General features: G+C 41.5%; 17 protein-coding genes and 1 pseudogene. 13 read left to right on the top strand and 5 right to left on the bottom strand.

Going from position 1 to position 23,945, the window contains the following annotated elements; translation table 11 throughout:
* Window positions 1-170: 170 nt before the first annotated feature.
* The 6 genes and pseudogenes from ACQY3F_RS15700 to ACQY3F_RS15675 all read left to right on the top strand — a co-directional run bounded on the left by ACQY3F_RS15700 (window position 171) and on the right by ACQY3F_RS15675 (window position 4,963).
* Window positions 171-1,532 (top strand): IS1380 family transposase, encoded by a 1,362-nt coding sequence (locus tag ACQY3F_RS15700; protein WP_428352972.1) that lies wholly within the window; start codon window positions 171-173, stop codon window positions 1,530-1,532.
* A 447-nt stretch (window positions 1,533-1,979) separates the two neighbouring features.
* A pseudogene (tnpA, locus tag ACQY3F_RS15695) lies at window positions 1,980-2,207 on the top strand (IS66 family insertion sequence element accessory protein TnpA); the annotation flags it as partial.
* An 11-nt stretch (window positions 2,208-2,218) separates the two neighbouring features.
* Window positions 2,219-2,572 carry an IS66 family insertion sequence element accessory protein TnpB gene (gene tnpB / locus ACQY3F_RS15690; RefSeq protein ID WP_428355880.1) on the top strand — a complete coding sequence of 118 codons (354 nt, stop codon included), beginning with the start codon at window positions 2,219-2,221 and terminating at the stop codon, window positions 2,570-2,572.
* Window positions 2,573-2,618: 46 nt separating this feature from the next.
* The gene (gene tnpC, locus ACQY3F_RS15685; protein ID WP_428355878.1) at window positions 2,619-4,253 is read left to right on the top strand and encodes an IS66 family transposase; all 1,635 of its coding nucleotides are present in this window, start codon (window positions 2,619-2,621) and stop codon (window positions 4,251-4,253) included.
* Window positions 4,254-4,283: 30 nt separating this feature from the next.
* Entirely contained in the window at window positions 4,284-4,565 is a 282-nt protein-coding gene (locus ACQY3F_RS15680) for a hypothetical protein (RefSeq protein ID WP_428355877.1), read from the top strand.
* A gap of 122 nt (window positions 4,566-4,687) precedes the next feature.
* Window positions 4,688-4,963 (top strand): antitoxin, encoded by a 276-nt coding sequence (locus ACQY3F_RS15675; RefSeq protein WP_428355876.1) that lies wholly within the window; start codon window positions 4,688-4,690, stop codon window positions 4,961-4,963.
* A gap of 335 nt (window positions 4,964-5,298) precedes the next feature.
* Here ACQY3F_RS15675 and ACQY3F_RS15670 read toward each other — a convergent pair whose 3' ends face one another.
* Both ACQY3F_RS15670 and ACQY3F_RS15665 read right to left on the bottom strand, forming a co-directional pair.
* Complete coding sequence (locus tag ACQY3F_RS15670; protein WP_428355875.1) at window positions 5,299-6,795, bottom strand: ISNCY family transposase; 1,497 nt, start codon at window positions 6,793-6,795, stop codon at window positions 5,299-5,301.
* A 250-nt stretch (window positions 6,796-7,045) separates the two neighbouring features.
* Window positions 7,046-9,535, bottom strand: coding sequence for a hypothetical protein (locus tag ACQY3F_RS15665; RefSeq protein WP_428355873.1), 2,490 nt, complete (start codon window positions 9,533-9,535; stop codon window positions 7,046-7,048).
* Window positions 9,536-10,120: 585 nt separating this feature from the next.
* On the opposite strand from ACQY3F_RS15665, the gene ACQY3F_RS15660 reads away from it, so the two are divergent.
* On the top strand, window positions 10,121-11,164 hold the full coding sequence (locus ACQY3F_RS15660) for an STAS-like domain-containing protein (protein ID WP_428355871.1): 1,044 nt from the start codon (window positions 10,121-10,123) through the stop codon (window positions 11,162-11,164).
* A 175-nt stretch (window positions 11,165-11,339) separates the two neighbouring features.
* Here ACQY3F_RS15660 and queG read toward each other — a convergent pair whose 3' ends face one another.
* The gene (queG, locus tag ACQY3F_RS15655; RefSeq protein ID WP_428355870.1) at window positions 11,340-12,389 is read right to left on the bottom strand and encodes a tRNA epoxyqueuosine(34) reductase QueG; all 1,050 of its coding nucleotides are present in this window, start codon (window positions 12,387-12,389) and stop codon (window positions 11,340-11,342) included.
* Window positions 12,390-12,604: 215 nt separating this feature from the next.
* Here queG and ACQY3F_RS15650 point away from each other — a divergent pair, with 215 nt between their 5' ends.
* From ACQY3F_RS15650 to tsaE, 3 genes are all read left to right on the top strand, one after another.
* Entirely contained in the window at window positions 12,605-14,068 is a 1,464-nt protein-coding gene (locus ACQY3F_RS15650) for an NAD(P)H-hydrate dehydratase (protein ID WP_428355869.1), read from the top strand.
* A gap of 243 nt (window positions 14,069-14,311) precedes the next feature.
* Window positions 14,312-15,673 (top strand): IS1380 family transposase, encoded by a 1,362-nt coding sequence (locus ACQY3F_RS15645; protein ID WP_428352972.1) that lies wholly within the window; start codon window positions 14,312-14,314, stop codon window positions 15,671-15,673.
* 796 nt (window positions 15,674-16,469) lie between these two features.
* On the top strand, window positions 16,470-16,904 hold the full coding sequence (gene tsaE / locus ACQY3F_RS15640; RefSeq protein WP_428355868.1) for a tRNA (adenosine(37)-N6)-threonylcarbamoyltransferase complex ATPase subunit type 1 TsaE: 435 nt from the start codon (window positions 16,470-16,472) through the stop codon (window positions 16,902-16,904).
* A 70-nt stretch (window positions 16,905-16,974) separates the two neighbouring features.
* On the opposite strand, the gene ACQY3F_RS15635 is transcribed toward tsaE, so the two are convergent.
* Window positions 16,975-17,250: a BrnA antitoxin family protein gene (locus ACQY3F_RS15635; protein ID WP_428355866.1), complete on the bottom strand. Its 276-nt coding sequence runs from the start codon at window positions 17,248-17,250 to the stop codon at window positions 16,975-16,977.
* The gene (locus ACQY3F_RS15630) at window positions 17,247-17,540 is read right to left on the bottom strand and encodes a BrnT family toxin (protein WP_428355864.1); all 294 of its coding nucleotides are present in this window, start codon (window positions 17,538-17,540) and stop codon (window positions 17,247-17,249) included. Before ACQY3F_RS15630 ends, ACQY3F_RS15635 begins: the two co-directional genes overlap by 4 nt.
* Before the next feature lie 578 nt (window positions 17,541-18,118).
* On the opposite strand from ACQY3F_RS15630, the gene ACQY3F_RS15625 reads away from it, so the two are divergent.
* The 3 genes from ACQY3F_RS15625 (at window position 18,119) to ACQY3F_RS15615 (ending at window position 22,942) form a co-directional block, all read left to right on the top strand.
* Window positions 18,119-20,551 carry a fatty acid cis/trans isomerase gene (locus ACQY3F_RS15625; RefSeq protein ID WP_428355863.1) on the top strand — a complete coding sequence of 811 codons (2,433 nt, stop codon included), beginning with the start codon at window positions 18,119-18,121 and terminating at the stop codon, window positions 20,549-20,551.
* Window positions 20,552-20,875: 324 nt separating this feature from the next.
* Window positions 20,876-22,237, top strand: a complete 1,362-nt coding sequence (locus tag ACQY3F_RS15620) for an IS1380 family transposase (protein ID WP_428352972.1) — start codon at window positions 20,876-20,878, stop codon at window positions 22,235-22,237.
* A gap of 318 nt (window positions 22,238-22,555) precedes the next feature.
* A complete protein-coding gene (locus ACQY3F_RS15615) occupies window positions 22,556-22,942 on the top strand; it encodes a hypothetical protein (protein ID WP_428355862.1) in 387 nt (128 codons plus the stop codon).
* Window positions 22,943-23,945 lie beyond the last annotated feature (1,003 nt).

Below are 23,945 nucleotides of genomic sequence, written 5' to 3'. Positions count from 1 at the left end.
GATGATTCAACAGTGTCTGAGCATAATGAGTCTGATCGTGTTTGGGGGGGAATTAGCGCCGATAAAATTAATACCTAAATCCTGCAAGCATTATACATAATAATCCACAAAACTCCTTATTAAACAATGATATAATATCATTTTCCTGATTTCACTATCTCATTGTTTTAATGAAGCCCTCTAAAGTATCAAAATCCTCATCTCACGTAAGAAACCGTACCCGAACGGTAAAAATGACATCTACAGCACATGGATTGACAAGCCAGGCGGGACTGATTCCCGTCGTGAAATATTTAGACAGGATAGGTTTTGAAAAAACCGTAAAACAAAGCGTTCCACATCGGCGGGGTGAAAATGCAGACCATCACTTATCTGATGTGGTTCTATTGACGTTGGTTGGCATGATGGGGGGAGCAACATCAATGGCAAAGGTGACGACCGTATGGGCAGATAGCGTACTGCGCAAAGTAGCTGGCTGGATAAAGATTCCTGTTGAAACCACAATTTTACGGATCTTTAAAGAAGTAAGTGATAGGCAGATAAGCCAGTTTGAAACGCTCACGCATACTTTGCGTGGTCAACACTGGCGGCGATTGCTTCGTTCCGGAAAATCGAAAACTGGCATACAATCCGTCCAGTGGGTCGATGTCGATTCAACTGTGGACACCGTTTGTGGTCGACAAGAAGGAAGTGCCAAAGGCTTCAACCCCAAAAAGAAAGGTGCCCGTTCATACCATCCACAACTCGCTTTTCTAGCGGAAACAAAAGAAATTTTACAAGCCTGGTTCCGGACAGGCAATGCCTTTACAAGCAATGGTGTTGTAGAATTTACCAAACAGTTACTTGCACACTTGCCCAATCGGATGCGCATTATTTTTCGCGGTGACAGTGGTTATTTTGTCGGTGATTTGCTTGAATTTCTCGATACCAGAGGGCATGGGTATCTAATAAAGGTTAAACTTAAGAATTTGAACGCATTGCTGGCCAAACAGGCCTGGACAGCCATACAAGGCCGACCCGGTTGGGAGCAGAGCGAGTTTCAATATCGTTGTGGTGGCTGGTCTCGCTCTCGTCAGTTTGTCGCGGTCAGGATAAAGCAACCTAAACAAGTGACAGGACCTCAGTCCGAGCTTTGGGATACGGCAGAATATGACTATTTTTGTTATGTAACAACTGAACCTCTATCGCCTTGGCAAACACATAAGAAGTATGGTGAACGAGCGACGTGCGAAACATGGATTGAAGAAGCAAAATCACAAATGGGTTTAGGTAAAATCAGAACGAATCAATTTCTGGCTAATGCCGCATTATTTCATTGCGCCGTTCTTGCCTACAATACCGTGCGCTGGATGGCTCAATTGAGTGGCAACAAAACGTTGTGCCAATGGGAGCCGGATACACTTCGTACTTATCTGATTCGGGTGGCTGGAAAATTACTCACAGGCAATAATCAGCTGAGAGTCAGAACACCTGCAGATCCGCTCTATCCACAGGAATGGGATGATTGGGTTAAGGTGGGGTTACTCGCTTAACATTAACCGAAGTTAAGTCACTTTGATTAAAAGGTCATGGCACGTTGGCAGGGTGTTTATTGCCTTGGGCTCGGGGGATATCCATACGATACAAAAAATTTCCTCTATTTATGATTTAAATCTGGATATTTTGATCGGTTGGACAAAGAGGGCTGGCAAAGCGGCAGTAAAAACCTAATAACCACTTAGCTAGACAGGTTAATGAGAGTCAAAATATGGGCTTGCAGGATTTAGGTAATAAAGTTCGGGAAGGCTTTATTAGGGTTTGCTTGAAAGGTAAGCGATCAATTCTCAACGTAATTCCCAGTCACTTACATTAATGCCACACTATCCCCATCGTTAATTACAAGGGGATTTTAAATGGCAGCGTTAGAAAAAATACGGGCGAAGACTTTCTGGCCTATCCACATAGAACACTGGCAAGCCTCTGGGTAATCACAAGCGGCTTATTGTCGGCAACACGACTTATGCCCACAAAAATTCAGTTACTGGAAACGCAAATCGAGAGTAAAACCGACGGCCCCTTCCGGTTTTGCGCATATTCGGCTTGGTGAGGTTCCTGCGGCTGCTCCAGGCACTGGATTATCCTTACGATTTAATGATGGTACATGCCTGGAAGGTATTTTCCCGGGCAATATACAGTTTATTCAACCCTTGCTTGAGTTGTTACGATGACGACCGTCGTTATGCGTCCATCCCTGTCTTTAACGGAAGTGTATCTGTATCGGCAGCCTATTGATTTTCGTAAGTCACACCGCGGACTATCGGCTATTGTTGAATGCGAGTTAGGCCATAATCTTTTTGAGGGGTATCTGTATGCCTTTACGAATAAACGGCGGAATAAGATTAAATGTCTGTTCTGGGAAGATAATGGTTTTGTACTTTATTACAAGTCATTAGCAGAAGAAAAGTTTAAGTGGCCTAAAGGGGATGAAGAGACAATAACCTTAACGGGGCAGCCGTTAAACTGGCTGCTGGATGGCTACGATATTAGTGCGATGAAGGGTCATCAAAAACTTCAATATGAGTCTGTTTTTTAGGTGTTTTTAGGTTCATTATTGCCACTATAAATGCTATAATATCAGCATGATTTTAGCCGATATTTCAAATATAAAACAACAAGATAAAGCCGGTTCTTTGCTGTCGGAGAGCGTTGCTTTGTTGCTTGAAAAAGAAGAGGCTATTGATGATCTAACGCGTGTCATTGAGCTTAAATCTGGCGTTATTTCCGAACAGAAAAAACGCATCCTTATCCTGGAAGAGACACTTCGTTTATCCAAAATAAAACGCTTTGCGCCATCCAGTGAACAATCTCATCAAAGCTCTTTGTTTGATGAAGCTGAGAATGAAGCGGATAGCGATGAGGAATTAGACCTAGAAGCTGATGTAGCGTCTGAGGACGATAAACAAACAGGTTCAGCGGGTACTAAGAAAAAGCCAGGACGTAAACCTTTTTCAGATAAATTACCACGCAAGCAAATTTTTTTTCGTTTAACGGATGAAGAAAAAGAAGGCGCTATTGATACTTTCTTCACTAAAGTGAAAGAAGAGCTAGATATTATCCCTGCTAAAGTACGTGTCCTTGAATACATGCAGGAAAAAGCCGTTTTTGTTAAACACGTTGACGGCGAAAAACAACGCCAGGTTAAAGCAGCTCAAATGCCCAAACATCCGATTGCCAGAGCAATGGGAAGTATCAGTTTAATGTGCTTTGTCATTATCGCCAAGTATGCAGACGGATTACCTTTGTATCGGCAAGAAGGCATCTTGTCTCGTTATGGGGGTGAACTCTCCAGAACCACATTAGCAAACTGGATGATCGCACTGGCCAAACAACTTCAGCCCCTGATTAACCTGATGCGAGAGCATCAACAGGCAGGGGCAGTGATACGGGCCGATGAAACGCGGGTTCAGGTTTTAAAAGAACCGGGGCGGTCAGCGACATCCGATAAATATATGTGGGTGACACTTGGCGGGCCACCCGGTGAAAAAAGCATTTTATTTGAATACGATCCTTCCCGAAGTCAGGAAGTACCCCTGCGCCTGCTTGATGGCTATCGTGGTTATCTGCAAACCGATGGTTATGCAGGGTACAATGCCGCGTGCCTAAAAAACGGCATCACTCAACTGGGGTGCTGGGACCACGCGCGCCGTTATTTTAAAGATGCCCAGAAGGCAGAGCCAAAAGCCAAAAAGGGAAAAAACAACAAACCCTCAAAAGCCACCAAGGTGCTGAGCTTGATTAATAAGCTGTATGCCATTGAGCGAGAAATCAAAGAACTGCCAGTCGATGAAAAATATCAGCAACGCCAGGAAAAAAGTGTTCCTGTACTGAGCCAGCTCAAAGTTTATCTGGAAAATAACCAGCACAAAGTCCCTAAAGATAGTTTGACAGGTAAGGCAATGACATACCTGAGTAACCAGTGGGAAAAACTCAATGTGTATTGTACTCATGGTGAGCTCAATATTAGCAATATCCTGGCAGAAAACGCGATTCGACCGTTTGTGATAGGACGAAAAGCCTGGTTATTTTCTGATACCCCAGCAGGTGCTCACGCCAGTGCAATACATTACAGCCTGATAGAAACAGTAAAAGCAAATGGGCTGGAACCTTATGAATATCTTAAGCAGGTTCTCACTGCTTTACCTTATGCTGATACGGTTGATAAAGTCGAAGCTCTGCTACCCTGGAATATTAAAAAATCTGATATTTCTAAATAGGGGTAGTACGTGCTTCATTGAGCGCTTACCTTGAAAGAGAAGCTAGAACAGTACTTATCTTCAAATGATCTACCAAGTTCAGTGCTAGAAACAGTATCAGAGGTTACAAACGAAATTGCCGGTAAAGCTGGAATAAGTCCAGCTTTTATCCCTTTAGTTGTGCATCAATATGTTGATTCAGACCATATGTTAAGGGTTATGCATCGAGATAATTGGGCAGAATTCATGATGTCACGGCCGAGCATAGCTCCTCAGCCTGAGTCATATCTTGAGTATTTAAATGAAACATATTTCAATGGCCAGGCTGGCTAATGTACGAATCAAGTAAAACCAATGTAAAAGGTAATATTTTCAATCGAGTCAGCCCCTTTTTCTTTGCTTTTGCTTTGACCCTTTTGTTTTTACAAAACAATACTTAGCTTAGGTGTCAAAAAATGATTAAATTAGACCAAGAAGAGAACGAAATTCTGGAAGCGTTTGAGTCAGGAAACGTCAAACAAGCTAAGAATGCATCTGAAACTCAGAAGAGACACAAAGAATACGCTAAAACGATGTTTCAGAAAGATGCAAGAATCAATATTAGACTTCCGTCTAAAGACCTTCGCGGATTACAAAAACGAGCACTCTCTGAGGGTATTCCGTATCAAACGCTGGTAGCCAGCATCCTGCATAAGTATGTAGAAGGCAGATTACATGAAAATGGCAGCTAACAATAAAAACATACTCGGAAAAAACAAAGCGCGAGTCGTGCCTCCTTCTGCTTTGTTTTCCCGGTGATTTTAGCCGTTAGGACTCAAGAAAGGTAGAAGATTATGCTCGGAGCACCAGTAGAAACTTATGTGGAATTGTTAGGTTATGTTATCTAGTGCCTGAACGAAAAGTCAGTTTTTTAAAAAAACATCACACCCAATCTACCATAATATTTTCCGATTTGGCTTAGTTGAGATAACAATCCACCCATTATTACGAATTTGCTCAGCACAATGCTATTGTGCCACTTTTCAGACATACTAATCCCTCAGTAAGGCCACTTTCTTTAAAAAACTTAAGCGGCTTTCTTTTTTTCTTTGGCCAATCGTTGTCGTTCCATATCTCGTTTAATTGCGCCCACTTTTTGTATGTTCCTTGATAATACAGCCAGTGCGGTATAGCGTTCAAAACCATCAATTCCATGGTCCCGACATTGACTCAATCCATGAACCTGCAATGCATTAATGGCCGACTCAACAGCTGAGTGTTTCTTTTTGGCCTGTTTAAATTGATCGGCATATTCACGTTCCTTGTCCTTGACCGATAATTTCCCTTTTTTCGGCAAAGTCACTTCATCAAGTATCTCTTTCAGCCCACTTTGATTGCTCTTGCTATGAAAGCCTTTGTCAAAACTACACGCATTGAACGCTGGAAATTTCGCTTGTGTCGCTTCAACCATACCTATGGCTATTTTATCATCCGTTTCTTTTTGCATGACCTTATGATGCAGTATGAATCCGTGGTAGTCTTCAACTATACAGACGCGTATACCTAATTCAACGGGAACCCCTGCCTTGCCTTTGCTAATCCATTCGGTATGTGGCTGAAACAGGGAAAATACTTTTTCATCATGAGGGATGGTTTCTCCCTCAATCACGCGTCGTCTGATCTGATCGACTTGTCGATCGCCATGCTGGAGAAAGGTTTGCATCTTAAGCAATAGGACTTCTGGAACCTTATAGGTGCTTATTAATAACGCATAACTTTGAGTGACTCGGTTCAGGTACTTTTGAGCTAAATCAATATAAACCTGATGTGCGTTACAAATGAAATCGGCCTGAGCCCGTTTTTTCTTTTCGTCCTTCGAGGTGGAATGACGCAGCTTTTGAATCCGTCTATATTGTCGTTTGAATTCAGTGAGGTTATGTTTATGCTGCCGCCAATCGGGAAGGTCGTGTTCCTGGCACCAGTAAACACACTGACGGAATAAGACCCTCATCACATCGTAAAGCAAGTTAATGTCGGTTGGAAAGTGAACATCGGTTTTTAAGACAAATGAATCGCAACGCCCCTGAATGGATGCAGTGGACTCTAAATTAAGCAACTGATAACCCGAGCGAATGACTTCAGTATTAATGCGATCCATGATCTCAGGTGTAAATAACTTTAGATTATCTCTTAGGGTTTGTAAGCGATAGTTTTTGTCATCAAAAGTACCGTGCCCTAGCATCATTCTGAGCGTTCGATGTTCGTTGGCGAGTTCCTGGATACGATCGAAGTCAGCACCGAGTGCTACCCGTAAGGTGCCTAATACCAGAATACGCCACTGTTCCATGCCGGGACGACCTTTATTTGATGAGACGGCAGCTGTTTCATCACTGCCTTTTTTGTTCTTGCGCGGGATGACTTCTTGAAGAATTTTGAAAACAGCTTCTTTTAAAGGGCCAGTTGTATAGATGTGTTGCAAGCCCAGCAGGATGAGTGGAATATCATCGCGTGATGTGACATCAATGACGATGTTGGCAATATCGACTTGTCCTATTTCCAGTTGTGATGATATGACATTTCTCATGGTTTTTTTGCGGCGAAGTTTTGCTAATAGAGGGCTGATATTGAAGGCTCAGTATTTGCTAATGCACTTTTTGGATAACAAGACCTATTTAAAAACAGTGACTTATGTGTTTTGTATGAAAAATACTAAAATGGCGGTTTTTGAATCTTCAATCGTTTTATTAGCTGTTATTATAGCATAGTTAGCTGATTTTAAAGGGGATTTAGTTATTTCCGTTCAAGCACTAAGTAAGCAGCGTTAAGGGCTGATGCTATTTTGCATCAAAATCATAACGAAAATACACACCTTCTGCATCATAAGGGTTTTCATAAAAATCAATATTGGCACTTATCGTCTGTGTGCCCACCTGTATTTGATGAAATGTGATATTCAATGACTCATCAATAGTGACTGGCAAAGCCAACATTAATCTAGCCTGTTGAACGTTTTCATCATGAGCTTCGATCATTGCGACCCGCCAATACCAGGCATCTAAACCGTCAGGATGATTGTATCTCTGCAGTATGACACGGTAAGATTGACCTTGCAGATAGATTTCAGGAATATTGATAGCGTAACTTTGTGCAATATCAACTGAAGGAATTTTGTCACCTCTTAAATCACAATAATCTTGATGCTTATAGGTATCCTGTAATAGTTCCGCGGTTGCTTCTGATGCCAGTGGGCTTAAACAATTATGCTTAAGATTAGGCTCCCATAAGCGTGGTAATTGCAAGAGCTCTGCAGGAATCTGGCCAGTAAAATAATTATTACTCAGATCCAGTGTACTCAAACCACTCAGTAAGCTCATTTCCGCTGGAATCGCACCGCTTAGAAAGTTATGATCCACTCTAAAAGTATCGAGCCCTGCAATACCCGTTATTTCAACAGGGATAGTGCCACTAAGCTGATTATGGCTGACATCAAAAAAGACCAACCTGGCCATCTGCCCAAACTCAACGGGAATGCTCCCGGTTAGCTGGTTATCATTCAAATATAGCTCCCTTAAATATTCCGGCTGTGCTAATTCAACAGGTATAGATCCCCCTAGTTGGTTATGACTAAGGACTAATCGAGATAACTCGCTTAACTTTCCCAGTTCAGCAGGAATTTCACCGCTTAGCTGGTTATTATCGAGATCAATTGTGGTCAGTTTAGCAGCGGCTGATAATTCGCTTGGAATAGACCCAGTGAGTGCGTTATTATCCAGTTGTAAACGCGATAATTGGTGCAACTGGCCTAGTTCTTTTGGCATAGCACCTGTTAACTGATTATCACTCAGCCACAGAAATTTTAGCTGTTCCAATTGACCTAATTCAGCTGGAATCGACCCATTCAATTGGTTGTGGTTCATCTTCACTGAAGTGAGTGCTTGTAGCCCCCCAAACTCAGCGGGAATATTACCCACAAGCTGGTTATTATTTAACTGTATATCGGTTAAGTTAGTAAGTTGTCCTAATGTAGCAGGTAGACTACCTGATAATTGATTATAACCAAGATAAAGCCTTGTTAACTGGCTCCAGTCGCCTAGTTCGGCAGGAATATTGCCTGTCAATTGATTAGAAGAGAGACTTAAAAAAGATAATAAGTTCAACTCTCCCCACTCAGTAGGGATATTACCCGTAAATTGGTTGTTTCCCAGCGATAGTCTGCGTAAAGAAATTAATTGAGCTAGCTCTGGGGGTAAATTTCCAGTTAATAAATTGCGTTCAAGAACCAGGGTTTGCAGTTTTGTTAATCCCTGTAATTCAGCAGGAATAGAGCCTGTCAATTGATTTCTATACGCTTCAAAAGACCAGAGCTGAAATAACTGCCCTAACTCGGTTGGTAGATTGCCGCTTAATTGATTGCCATTCAGATACAGTTTGCTTAGCTGAGACAGTTCTCCTATTTCGGAAGGAATACCTCCTGTCAGTTCGTTTCCGATTAATGATAAATACTGTAACTGCGTTAATAATGCAATATCAGATGGTAGTTCACCTATTAAATTATTTTGCGGTAGATCAATGGCCAATACGCTGTTGTTATGACAACTCACACCAAACCAGTCACATTCTGTCCCAGCCTCTCCCAGCCAGCCTTCATTATAGTTCCATTCATCGCCACCTGTAGACTGATAAAAGCTTATTAAGGCCGAGCGCTCAGCATCTGAAATAAGATTCGTTTGTTGAGCGCAGGCATCATCCAGACTATTGTAAGAATCAATCAGCGTATCAAGTAGTTGCTGAGCCTCAGGCTCAGGAAGGGTCAAGCAGTTATTAAATAGAGTCAGGTTTCTTAAGCCAAACACAGGCTTATATAATTGGCTCAGTTCAACGGGAACATCACCACTAAACAAGTTATTATCAAGATTCAGTGTACGTAAATGCAATAAATTGGCCAATTCCTCTGGAATTTGGCCGCTCATCTGGTTGTGACTAAGGTCTATCGCTCGTAGCGAGGAGGCTCCCACTTCAGCAGGGATAAGACCTGTTAATTGGTTATAACTTAGGTCTAGCCCAGATAGAGTGTTTATTTGACTTATTTCAACTGGGAATACCCCTTTTAGACCATTATGAGGTAATGCAATGCTGATGCTTATACCATGCCTTGATTCGCTACATTTAATACCAAACCATTCACATTCAGTGCCTTCTTCACCTAGCCAGCCAGTATTTTGTTTCCAGTTTGCACCATCAGTTGCCTGGTAAAGCGCGACCAATGTAAGACGTTCTTCTGTTGATAGGCGTACTTCAGACAAGCTAGCGCTAGAAGCTGTCATCAAAGCGAATGTAAAAAATAATTGGATTAATTTATTGTGCATGTTCTCTCCTTGAATTATAAAAAGTTAAATTCCCTTTTGACCCGAATAAAGTCAATTACATAGTATTTGGAATGAATATCTTTAAAGAAATTAAAAATATACCATAAACTCATGCACTATACCATGCGGCAAAAAGTCTCGGTTTGGTGAATTATTTGATAAGACAAGACTTGCGGAGGGGGGTGAAATCGGTTCTACAATACAGTTAAAGTATCCAGGTCATAAATGTTCCTGATTACCCATAACCCTCAGCTATACTTCGTCATTCCTGCATGTTTTAAGCAGGAATCTAGTCGGATAAGCATAGATTCCCGATAACAGACTTCGGGAATGACGAGGTTTTTAACATACTGATGTTTCAAGCTTTATTCTACTATGGCTGAGAGTTGTACGTAATCAGGTAAATGTTTTCACAGAAAATAACTATAATTCGCACCGGGATCTGGCCCTATTCGGCTTGGCCCTATATTTACTTTCCATTTCTTGTCCTTTAAGTAAAATTAGTTTATCCTTTAAGAAAGTTCTTTTCTTAAAGGATAAACTATGGCTTCTAATAAAGAGCGTGGGGAGATAATTAGGCGTCAAATACTAAGAGACGTTAAACATCACCCAAAAGATATTGCAAAACATATTTCAAATATTTTTTCTATTTCTCCGCAAGCGACGTATATTCATTTGAGACGCTTGGAGTCAGATAGTTGGCTGTCCTCTCAAGGAAAAGGCAAAGGCAAACAATACTTTTTAGGGGATAGGCGAAAATATCAATCGTTATTTGAACTATCTGAAGCTTTTACTGAAGATAAAGTTTGGAGGGATCATTTCGCATTTATCTTCGAAGGTTTATCTGAGGATTTAATTGACATATGCCATTATGGATTTACAGAAATGGTCAATAATTCGATTGATCATTCTGAAGGGAAAACTGTATATATTACTGTAGAAAGGGATCTAGAAAATGTAACTATGCTCATTATAGATGATGGAGAAGGAATCTTCAGTAGGATTAAGCGCTTATGTAATTTAACCGATGAAAAACAAGCTATTTTAGAACTTTCAAAGGGTAAGTTGACAACTGATCCTGATAATCATTCAGGTGAAGGTGTGTTTTTTACTTCTCGAATTTTTGACTTGTTCGAAATTGATTCTACGGGATTGAAATTTAGTCATCAAGATAAGCTAGAATTTGATTTTTTAGTTGACTCAAACTTATTACAAGAAAGTTCTGGAACCTTAGTTTACATGAAAATCAATAGGAAATCAGACAGAACTATTAAGGGTATTTTTGATGATTTCACAGCGGGTCCTGATGATTTTCAATTTAATAAGACTGTAATCCCTGTGAAATTAGCAGCATACGAAAATGAAAAACTGGTTTCCCGCTCTCAAGCGAAAAGGCTTCTGATTAGGGTTGAGCGATTTACTAATGTGATTTTTGATTTTTCAGATGTACTATCTATTGGTCAAGCTTTTGCAGATGAAATTTTCAGAGTGTATGCAACCAAGCACCCTAATATTGTATTATTACCAGTTGAAATGAGTGACGCAGTTGAAATGATGGTCAATAGAGCCATTGCAAACAAGACCTAACGAATATGGATAGATTGTGAGAGCGCAACGAACCACAATCTGAACCGTTTGTTGGACAGTGCCGATGGAGCTTTGGCATTTTGACACTACAAACGCTCTCCATGACTGGCAGCGAGTGGCTGCATTTTTTAAGCGGATGCCATTAGCGGCTGTAAGTATTCTTTACACAAATATTTTATGATTTTTGCTTAAGAGCCCATACTACATGTTCTCTGACTAACTCAGATGGGTGGTTTTTCTTAAGCTTTAAAGCCTGTCGAATAAAAGTCGAGGCAGGTGCATTACCCAGTGCAACTGCAATATTGCGTAACCATTGTTGATAGCCTATGCGTCTAATTGCCGAACCTTCGGTTTTATGTAGAAACTCAGATTCTGCCCAGTTAAATAACTCTATCAGGTGTTGTGCATTCAGGTTATGCCTAGGGCTAAAATCAGCTTCATTACTGAGTTTGGCAAAACGATTCCATGGACAAATTAACTGGCAATCGTCACAACCATAAATACGATTGCCCATTAAAGGTCGTAGCTCTTCAGGAATTGAACCTTTTAATTCTATGGTTAAATAGGAAATGCAACGTCTGGCATCGACCTGATACGGTGCAACAATCGCCTGGGTTGGGCAAATATCAATACAGGCGACACATTGACCGCAGTGGTTATCGCTAGGAACATCACTGGGTAGCGCCAAAGACGTATAAATCTCACCCAGAAAAAACCAGGAGCCTGCCTTTTTATTAATAATATTGCTGTGCTTGCCTATCCAGCCCAGTCCTGCTTTTTCGGCAATGGCTTTTTCAAGCACAGGTGCAGAGTCCACAAAAGCGCGATAACCAAAGATGCCTACTTCCTGCTCGATACGCTGAGCCAATTTTTGTAAACGCTTACGTAACACTTTATGATAATCCCGACCTAGTGCATAGCGAGAAATAAAGGCAGCAACCGGATTGTTTAAAGTCGTTTCCATAGGCTCATGAGCTTCCGGTAAATAATCCATGCGTACCGAAATAATACTCAGGGTTTCCGGCTGTAATAGAGCAGGGCGGCTACGCTTTAAACCATGCTTATGCATATAATCCATATCTGCATGGTAACCTTGTGCCAGCCAATCTTGAAGGCGTTTTTCTGCCTCTTGTAAGTTGGTATCTGTAATACCTACTTGCTGAAACCCCAGCTCATAGCCCCATTGTTTAATTTGCCGGGACAGATCATTGATTGTTGTATCCATTCTAAATTTGGGTATTGATATTTTTGTTTTTACCATGAAGAGCATGAAGGTATGCTGTGCATACATTTGAGTGGTCTCATAATAATTTTTTCTTCATGCTCTTCATGTCCTTCATGGTAAAAAATATGCTATAAACTGAATAAAGAATTAATCAAACGCTGTGTTACATTAGCACAGCTATACTACAATTCATTTGAATATACATTGACCTTGATATGCACACAATTCCCACGCAACTGTATTCAGCACAACAGGCCAGAGACATTGATCGTATGGCTCAGGAGCTGCCTAGTATAACAGGCTTTCAATTGATGACTAAGGTGGCAGAAGCTGGTTTTAAAGCTATACAGGATCATTATCCAGCGGCTAAACGCTTAACTGTCGTTTGTGGTGCTGGTAATAATGCTGGGGATGGTTATTTGATTGCAGCCATAGCTTTAAAAGCAGGGTATAGCGTGCAATTGTTATCTTTAATAGCAGAAATAAAACTACAAGGTGATGCAGCACTGGCAAAACAGGCATATATTGAGGCGGGTGGGTCGATTTTTCAGGAGTTGCAAAAACTAGATACTACGACTGATTTAGTAGTTGATGCATTATTAGGTACAGGACTGGATCGTGCGGTGAGCGGAGTATTTGCCCAGACAATTGCCTATATTAACACCCTGGCGGTACCTGTTTTAGCCGTTGATATTCCATCGGGTTTAAATGCGGATACCGGTAATATTATGGGCTGTGCCGTAGTGGCAGATTTAACCATCACCTTTATCGTCTATAAACAAGGCTTATTGACAGGTCTGGCGGCAGATTATTGTGGTACGCTGATTTTTGCAGATTTAGAAGTTCCAGATAGTATTGTCCAGATGGCATTGAGTTCAGTGCAATTAATAGCTCCGCCTAAACTCGCAGAGCGTAAAGCAAGTGCGCATAAAGGTCATTTTGGTCATGTCTTAGTCGTAGGGGGAGATTATGGCTATGCGGGAGCCGTGCACCTAGCTGCTGCAGCTGCGTTAAACAGTGGCGCAGGGCTGGTTAGCGTTGCCACACGTAAAGAACACGCTTTACAAACGCATTTATTTAGCCCTGAATTAATGGGGCATGGCCTGGAACATACTTCAGACATTGCCACATTACTTAAAAAAGCAACCGTTCTGGTGCTAGGCCCTGGTATGGCTCAAGGTGACTGGGCAAAGAAAATCTGGCCTAGGTTAATTACACTGGATTTGCCGCGAGTGATTGATGCGGACGCTTTGAATTTATTAGCTAGGACTCCGGCTTATTCAGACAACTGGATCCTGACACCACACCCAGGCGAAGCAGCACGTTTATTGCAGTGTTCTACCTCTGACATACTACAGAATCGATATGCCGCTGTACGCAAGATACAAAAGCAATATGGGGGTGTTTGCGTGTTGAAAGGAGCCGGTACTTTAGTCTGTGCAGGTGATAAGGTTTATGTTAATACCACGGGTAACCCAGGTATGGCCTCGGGGGGCATGGGTGATGTATTAGCGGGACTGATTGGCAGCATACTAGCGCAGAACTATTCTTTGTTAGATGCCGCACAGCAGGGGGTGTATTTGCATGGTTTAGCTGCTGATAAAGCAGCAACTAGTCAAGGACAAAGAGGGTTGCGCGCCAGTCAAGTCTTACAGTTTTTAACTGAAGTGGTTAATTAACCTCAGACCACCTGAACTCTAGGATAATAATTTGATACCAATGATTGACATGTAGGTTGGCGCTGAGTATACGAAGCCCAACAATCACTGTGCAATATCATGTTGGACTTCGTATACTCAGCGCCAACCTACGCGTTTTAGTATCACCTAAATCCTGCAAGCATTATACATAATAATCCACAAAACTCCTTATTAAACAATGATATAATATCATTTTCCTGATTTCACTATCTCATTGTTTTAATGAAGCCCTCTAAAGTATCAAAATCCTCATCTCACGTAAGAAACCGTACCCGAACGGTAAAAATGACATCTACAGCACATGGATTGACAAGCCAGGCGGGACTGATTCCCGTCGTGAAATATTTAGACAGGATAGGTTTTGAAAAAACCGTAAAACAAAGCGTTCCACATCGGCGGGGTGAAAATGCAGACCATCACTTATCTGATGTGGTTCTATTGACGTTGGTTGGCATGATGGGGGGAGCAACATCAATGGCAAAGGTGACGACCGTATGGGCAGATAGCGTACTGCGCAAAGTAGCTGGCTGGATAAAGATTCCTGTTGAAACCACAATTTTACGGATCTTTAAAGAAGTAAGTGATAGGCAGATAAGCCAGTTTGAAACGCTCACGCATACTTTGCGTGGTCAACACTGGCGGCGATTGCTTCGTTCCGGAAAATCGAAAACTGGCATACAATCCGTCCAGTGGGTCGATGTCGATTCAACTGTGGACACCGTTTGTGGTCGACAAGAAGGAAGTGCCAAAGGCTTCAACCCCAAAAAGAAAGGTGCCCGTTCATACCATCCACAACTCGCTTTTCTAGCGGAAACAAAAGAAATTTTACAAGCCTGGTTCCGGACAGGCAATGCCTTTACAAGCAATGGTGTTGTAGAATTTACCAAACAGTTACTTGCACACTTGCCCAATCGGATGCGCATTATTTTTCGCGGTGACAGTGGTTATTTTGTCGGTGATTTGCTTGAATTTCTCGATACCAGAGGGCATGGGTATCTAATAAAGGTTAAACTTAAGAATTTGAACGCATTGCTGGCCAAACAGGCCTGGACAGCCATACAAGGCCGACCCGGTTGGGAGCAGAGCGAGTTTCAATATCGTTGTGGTGGCTGGTCTCGCTCTCGTCAGTTTGTCGCGGTCAGGATAAAGCAACCTAAACAAGTGACAGGACCTCAGTCCGAGCTTTGGGATACGGCAGAATATGACTATTTTTGTTATGTAACAACTGAACCTCTATCGCCTTGGCAAACACATAAGAAGTATGGTGAACGAGCGACGTGCGAAACATGGATTGAAGAAGCAAAATCACAAATGGGTTTAGGTAAAATCAGAACGAATCAATTTCTGGCTAATGCCGCATTATTTCATTGCGCCGTTCTTGCCTACAATACCGTGCGCTGGATGGCTCAATTGAGTGGCAACAAAACGTTGTGCCAATGGGAGCCGGATACACTTCGTACTTATCTGATTCGGGTGGCTGGAAAATTACTCACAGGCAATAATCAGCTGAGAGTCAGAACACCTGCAGATCCGCTCTATCCACAGGAATGGGATGATTGGGTTAAGGTGGGGTTACTCGCTTAACATTAACCGAAGTTAAGTCACTTTGATTAAAAGGTCATGGCACGTTGGCAGGGTGTTTATTGCCTTGGGCTCGGGGGATATCCATACGATACAAAAAATTTCCTCTATTTATGATTTAAATCTGGATATTTTGATCGGTTGGACAAAGAGGGCTGGCAAAGCGGCAGTAAAAACCTAATAACCACTTAGCTAGACAGGTTAATGAGAGTCAAAATATGGGCTTGCAGGATTTAGGTATCATCTTAATTATCTTGTGGAAACAGTAAGCTTTTGATTTCATTATGTCGATATTAGGTGTTCTGAACCTAGAAAAATCAGTTGCTCACGTTTTATAGCGCAAGCTCTTGATTCCTCCGTACTTCCAAAAAATGTCCGCTTAACCTATGGGTGAAGCTAAAATTTTTTGAAAGTATTATATTAATTCAATATCTTGCACTATAAATTCGCGCTCAACTGATTTTTCTAGGATTAGGGCAGGTGGAAACAAATAATCATCCAATCTCTCTTGTCTTTTTTTCCCTGTTTAAATCTTCTCAATCGTCGCGTAGAATAACTAAGTACCCAAGCATAATTAATTTAACAAATTTTACGCAGAATTTTTTTTCATTTTCAAGGCGCATAAGTAGGCGCATAGCTGGCTACGCAACTATTTATGTAACGCTGAAAATGAGAAAAAAGACAAGTAAAATGTTGGATTAATTATGCTTGGGTACTTATGCTCCTCTTGAGAAGATTTAAACAGAAACAAAAGTCCTGTGTGATTTTTGGACGATTATTTATTACCAACTCCCTAAGTATGCAATTTTCATTAAACACGCCCGAAGAAACTGAAGCTTTCGGTGCGAAGTTATTCCACGTTCTGCCTGAAAAATGCGTGGTTTTCCTACTCGGAGATCTAGGCGCAGGAAAAACCACTTTAGTGCGTGGATTTATGCGTGCTGCGGGGCATCAAGGCACGGTAAAAAGTCCCACGTATAATATCGTTGAAGAATATCATCTGCAAGATCGATTGTTCTTTCATTTTGATTTGTATCGCTTGACCGATCCGGAAGAACTGGAATGGATCGGTATAAATGATTATTTACAGGAAAAAAGTATCTGTTTTTTTGAATGGCCAGAAAATGGCGCAGGGTATTTAGGTGATGCAGACCTTATTATATCCTTAACAACGACAGACAGTGGACGGATGTTAGGCATTGAAAAAATGCCCGAGGGAATAGAAATTCATTAACCACGATTTGCGTATATTAGATGGCTACCATCAACGCTCAGAAGTTCTGCTGAGAGCGCCACTAGTTATGCTAACTAGTGTGCGAGTGAAATTCTTGATTAATTTTCTCAGATAAGTATATTTTTAATAGTGACTGATAAGGAATGTCACGCTTATTAGCTAGTACTTTCAATTCTTCTATCATAATCTCAGGCAACCTGAGAGAGATTTTTTTTGTTGAAGGCTTGAGATTTGGTAATATCATTTTTTTTGATTGTGACCAATCTATATATTCTGCTGAATCAGATTTAGACCAAAATTCTCTTTCTTCATCTTCAGTAACAAAATTGGGTATTATTTTCTTCATTTATAATATACCTCTCTTTCTTTTTTACTCATGTCTCGAGCAGAAATTTCACGAATTAAATTTTCTCTGATTGTGCAAACAATAAAAAGTGGTCTACCACTATCTGTTTGCCCAAGAGTATAGTACCTTGTTTCAATTATTGAGTGCTTCTCATCATTGCCTATAATAAGAGGTTGATTAAAAAATATTTGTTCGCATTCTGATTTAGCGGCTTGGTGCGAAAGCCAGTTTTTTTCTGAATTCCCCTTATCCCAGTGGAAGCCTATACAGCTTAATATTTCGTGATCCATAAGCTATATGTAAATCATGAGTGTATACATATTTCAAGAAAATGATGTGGTGTTTCTGGCATGTTAGTCAGTTAGCGGGTGGACCTTCAGTCTGGGAAGATGCTTTAATCTCAAAACTCTAGCTGATTATGTACAACTTTCAGCTACAGTAGAATAAACCTAGAAAATCAGCATGTTAAAAACCTCGTCATTCCCGAAGTCTTTTATCGGGAATCTGTACTAAACCCATGAGATTCCTGCTAAAAGCTTGCAGGAATGACGGAGAATGGCTGAGAGTCATGGGTAATCAGGAAACTCTAAACCGGATAACATGTGTTTTTTGCAAGATTATCAAGTATGGTTAACATTCAATTTTATAAACCATAAAGCGGCTAAATTTTTGCATCCGTCAATATTTGATCATTGTGGTGCTCTGCCATCTAGGCCGTAATAGACAAACTACAAACAAATACCCCCAATCAAGCTCGAGTTTATACAGCTGAATATTCCATGTTATTTGCAAATTTATGTCATATCCGCGAAAAATAAAATATACTGCAAATATATCAAATAATAATAACGACGACGGGTGCGGCACTATGAATAACACTATAAATACTAAAGTCTCTATCCTTTTAATCGTTCTTATCCTTATCAGTGGTTGTACCACTATATATCATAAAGTCCAGGCACCTGATTTTGAGGCTTTATATGGAGCATCCCAGCCTATACAGCGTGAGTTAGCGCAAGATACTAAACTGGCAAAAGGTGCAATTTCCTATCACAAAGCTATCAAGCCCATTCTCGATACACGTTGTGTTGCCTGCCATGCCTGTTACGATGCGCCGTGTCAATTAAAGCTGGGTTCTACTGCAGGACTAGATAGGGGGGCTACAAAAAGGGTCGTATACGGTGCGAGACTTAAAGCGACTGACCCAACACGTTTATTTATAGATGCAACGACAACAGAAGGTTGGCGGGAAAAAGATTTTTACCCGGTTTTAAATGAACGCGCAGATACAGCACAGGCTAATATTAATAATGCTTTGTTGGCTAAATTTTTACAATTGAAACGTGATAACCCTTTGCCTGAATCCGGCAAGCTAGCGGACTCTTTTGATCTTAGTCTGGATCGGGAATTATCTTGTCCAACGATTAGCGAATTTCCTGCTTATCAACAGAAGCACCCTAATTGGGGTATGCCTTATGCTATGCCAGGCTTATCTTTAAAGCAGGAATATACGCTGATGCAATGGTTACAACAAGGCGCAAAATTTGACGCAGGCCCTGTACCCTCCAATGATGCCGTGAAAGCAATTGCAGAATGGGAGACCTTTTTTAATGGTGCATCACTAAAGCAACAGCTGGTTTCGCGGTATATTTATGAGCATCTGTTTCTAGGGCATATCCATTTTAAGAGGCATCCACATAGGGAGTTTTATCGTTTGGTTAGATCGACCACGCCAACGGGTGAACCAGTGAATGAAATTGCCACGGTACTTCCCTATGACGATCCGGGTGCCGCAGAATTTTATTATCGTTTACGGCCTGTGGAAGGGGTTATCGTCGATAAAACGCATTTTGTCTATGAATTTAGCAAGCAAAAAATGCAACGTTATAAAGAGTTGTTTTTACAAACAGATTATAGTGTCACCCAGCTACCTTCATACCAACCGCAAATGGCTGCAAATCCATTTTCGGCTTTTGCTGAGCTACCAAAAAATTCACGCTATCAGTTTCTGCTGGATGATGCTCAATATTTTATTTCAGGATTTATAAAAGGCCCTGTCTGCCGAGGGCAAATTGCTCTAAATGTCATACGTGATAGATTCTGGGTGGTTTTCTTTAAACCCGGCGGACGCGATGCCAAGTCCGGGTTTGATAAGGAATTTAACACTTTCCTGAAGAACGAAGATCCTGTATTAAGTCTGCCAGGTGCCGCGGGTGATCAAATAGGTTTATTAGGCTGGCATAAATATAATAAGCTTGCAAAAGAATATCTAAAGAATAAGGATGAATTTGCTAATCGGGTGATTGATGAATATGGCGGTTTTACCATCGATGATATCTGGAATGGTAAAGGTGTTAATCAAAATGCCTCGCTGACAGTTTTCAGGCATAAAGATAGCGCCACCGTGGTTAAAGGGTTGGTGGGTGAGACTCCTTTAACCAGTTGGATTCTTGACTACCCTCTGTTTGAACGGATCCACTATTTATTAGTTGCAGGTTTTAATGTTTATGGTTCTATGGATCATCAACTGGCCACTCGCTTGTATATGGATTTTTTACGTATAGACGGTGAAGATAATTTTCTTAGATTGCTACCTGCTGATCAGCGTAACCAAATACATGATAGCTGGTATAAAGGTATTAGTGGCGATATTGCCAAATATCTTGATACACCCTATTACAGCTCGGGATATCCAACTGGGGTGGTTTACAAAACCAGTCATTATAAACAAGAGTTTTTTGCTCAGGTAAAACAGCGTCTGGGAAACGCGGTGAGTGAGAAAAATTCTTTGAATCCCTGTGAGCAGGAAGCCTGTAAAAAGCGAGAGTTTTCAACATTCAGGAAAAAAACAGATCGTGTCATGGCTGAACTTGCTAAGCTTAAAGGGCAAGAGTTAGATCTGTTACCGGAAATGTCTATAGTGAAGATAAGCAGCAAAGCAGGGAAGAGTGAAATGATTTACACTCTATTATTAAATAAGGCACTGGAAAACGTTGCTATTATGATTTCCGAGGATTTACGCCGCGAACCAGAACTAGATACTTTAACCATTGTGCCTGGTTTTCTGGGGAGCTATCCGAACTACTTTTTTAATGTAGAGCAAGAACAGTTAACTGAATTTATTCAAGGAATTAAGTATGCGCGTAACGACGAAGAAATAGAAGCGTTTTACAGTCAATTCGGTATCCGCCGCACAAACCCTACAATCTGGGAATATGTAGATTGGTTTAATGCCGAACATCTAAAATACCGAGGATTGCAAGCGGGCTTATTTGATTTAAACAGATATAATAATCTTTAAACCTAGAAAAATCAGTTGCTCACGGTTTCTAGCGCAATCTATTGATCTCACAGTACTTCCAAAAAAATGTCCACACAGCTGTGTGTGAATCTAAGATTTTTTGAAAGTATTATATTAATTCAATATGTTGCACCATAATTCCGCGCTCAACTGATTTTTCTAAGTTAAATGAATGCGTATAGTTTTACTTGAATTAAACCCGCCTGCCAGTTAAATATACATTGCTACCTAAATCCTGCAAGCATTATACATAATAATCCACAAAACTCCTTATTAAACAATGATATAATATCATTTTCCTGATTTCACTATCTCATTGTTTTAATGAAGCCCTCTAAAGTATCAAAATCCTCATCTCACGTAAGAAACCGTACCCGAACGGTAAAAATGACATCTACAGCACATGGATTGACAAGCCAGGCGGGACTGATTCCCGTCGTGAAATATTTAGACAGGATAGGTTTTGAAAAAACCGTAAAACAAAGCGTTCCACATCGGCGGGGTGAAAATGCAGACCATCACTTATCTGATGTGGTTCTATTGACGTTGGTTGGCATGATGGGGGGAGCAACATCAATGGCAAAGGTGACGACCGTATGGGCAGATAGCGTACTGCGCAAAGTAGCTGGCTGGATAAAGATTCCTGTTGAAACCACAATTTTACGGATCTTTAAAGAAGTAAGTGATAGGCAGATAAGCCAGTTTGAAACGCTCACGCATACTTTGCGTGGTCAACACTGGCGGCGATTGCTTCGTTCCGGAAAATCGAAAACTGGCATACAATCCGTCCAGTGGGTCGATGTCGATTCAACTGTGGACACCGTTTGTGGTCGACAAGAAGGAAGTGCCAAAGGCTTCAACCCCAAAAAGAAAGGTGCCCGTTCATACCATCCACAACTCGCTTTTCTAGCGGAAACAAAAGAAATTTTACAAGCCTGGTTCCGGACAGGCAATGCCTTTACAAGCAATGGTGTTGTAGAATTTACCAAACAGTTACTTGCACACTTGCCCAATCGGATGCGCATTATTTTTCGCGGTGACAGTGGTTATTTTGTCGGTGATTTGCTTGAATTTCTCGATACCAGAGGGCATGGGTATCTAATAAAGGTTAAACTTAAGAATTTGAACGCATTGCTGGCCAAACAGGCCTGGACAGCCATACAAGGCCGACCCGGTTGGGAGCAGAGCGAGTTTCAATATCGTTGTGGTGGCTGGTCTCGCTCTCGTCAGTTTGTCGCGGTCAGGATAAAGCAACCTAAACAAGTGACAGGACCTCAGTCCGAGCTTTGGGATACGGCAGAATATGACTATTTTTGTTATGTAACAACTGAACCTCTATCGCCTTGGCAAACACATAAGAAGTATGGTGAACGAGCGACGTGCGAAACATGGATTGAAGAAGCAAAATCACAAATGGGTTTAGGTAAAATCAGAACGAATCAATTTCTGGCTAATGCCGCATTATTTCATTGCGCCGTTCTTGCCTACAATACCGTGCGCTGGATGGCTCAATTGAGTGGCAACAAAACGTTGTGCCAATGGGAGCCGGATACACTTCGTACTTATCTGATTCGGGTGGCTGGAAAATTACTCACAGGCAATAATCAGCTGAGAGTCAGAACACCTGCAGATCCGCTCTATCCACAGGAATGGGATGATTGGGTTAAGGTGGGGTTACTCGCTTAACATTAACCGAAGTTAAGTCACTTTGATTAAAAGGTCATGGCACGTTGGCAGGGTGTTTATTGCCTTGGGCTCGGGGGATATCCATACGATACAAAAAATTTCCTCTATTTATGATTTAAATCTGGATATTTTGATCGGTTGGACAAAGAGGGCTGGCAAAGCGGCAGTAAAAACCTAATAACCACTTAGCTAGACAGGTTAATGAGAGTCAAAATATGGGCTTGCAGGATTTAGGTGCTATATTTAGCGCGTTAGGCTATATTTTTTTCTGGCTTTATATCTATTCAATTTTATACAACATGAAATAAGGAGATTTTAATGCAACACACTATTTTAAAAACAACGAGTATGCTTTTGCTAGCTGGAATAACACTATCCGGATGTGCAATGATAGAAAAAAGTAATGCAACCAGTGATGAACAAAAGCTGGCTGCTGCCGGGTTTAAAGTCAAATTTGCTGATACGCCCGAAAAGCTGGCGCATGTTAAATCGATGAAACAGAGAGAAGTCGTTAGCCACATTCAAAATGGAGATGTTTTTTATGCCTATGCTGATGCAGAATTCTGTAAGTGTCTGTATATGGGGACGCAAACAAACTATCAAGAATATGAAAAACTCACTATCGAACAGCGCACGGCGGAGATGAATAGGGATGCTGCAATGAACTGGAATGCCTGGGGTGGTTGGGGAGCCTGGTATTACTAAGGAACGCGCACGACACACTTAAGCAACTGGCTGGTCTTTTTATCCGTCTTTTGCGTTGTAGAAACTGTTACGTAGCTGGCTATGGGAGCGGCCGACAAGGCTGTAAATCTTGGAGGGTGAAAGTCCTTTCACCGTCAGTTGCCCGATAACGGACGGTTAGTATATCCCCTGTTCAGCGAGGTAACAGACTGAAATATGCGGGGAAGTAAAAGCCCTGACTGCCTGGAGTTGAGAAATTCTGCGGTAGGAGCAATTTGGGGGGCGAGCAAATCTGCGGGCAGGAACATTAGAGAATGACTGCAGCCTCGAAAACTACGCCACACAGAAGTTGCAGTGTGGGTTATTGCCAAGCGCCGACCAGTTCATAGCGCTGGGAAGGCCGTTGTCTTGTGGGAAGAAACGGGTAAATGCACCATGAGAGCAGCCGGGGTAGGGGTCCTTGCACGCAGAGAAAGGTTTGTAGAGATAACGTCGGGAAGATCCTACTTCCAGCAGGGGTTGACAGCAACCTGCAAAGACCTTATGTTCAAGGTTAATTCCGTAGGCATAAGGAGGATTTAGGATTGTCGCATGAGTTCGTATGAGCGATGAAGGCAGGGTAACTCCTGCTGACGGGGTGCTGGATGCCTCGGTGTGAAAGATAACGCCTTGAACATGCAAAGGGACTCTGGGCGCTTGATAGCCTCTTGAGTACTCGGACAATGTAAGGCCGAGGAACATATTAGAGGTAACCTTGGAAGTAAATCAAGGAGCAGAGGGGTGTATGTGAGTCAACACTTAAGCTTCATGCTCTTTGGGAAGGCGACTGAAGGTATTAATCAAGGTCAGAACCGGACTCGGGAAAACCGACCGTCCGGGATCGTAGGCAATGTCATTCACTTAAATACAAAAATAACAAAAAAAAATAAAGTGATTAAAACTCATAAGCTTAAGCAACACTTTCCTCAGTTACTTTTTGCCTTGACTATATCCATCTAATCTGCCAACATAAGCATGGATAATT

The sequence above is a fragment of the Methyloprofundus sp. genome, assembly GCF_965251085.1.
Taxonomy (GTDB): Bacteria; Pseudomonadota; Gammaproteobacteria; order Methylococcales; family Methylomonadaceae; genus Methyloprofundus.
This window is presented reverse-complemented; position numbering and strand designations above follow the sequence as displayed.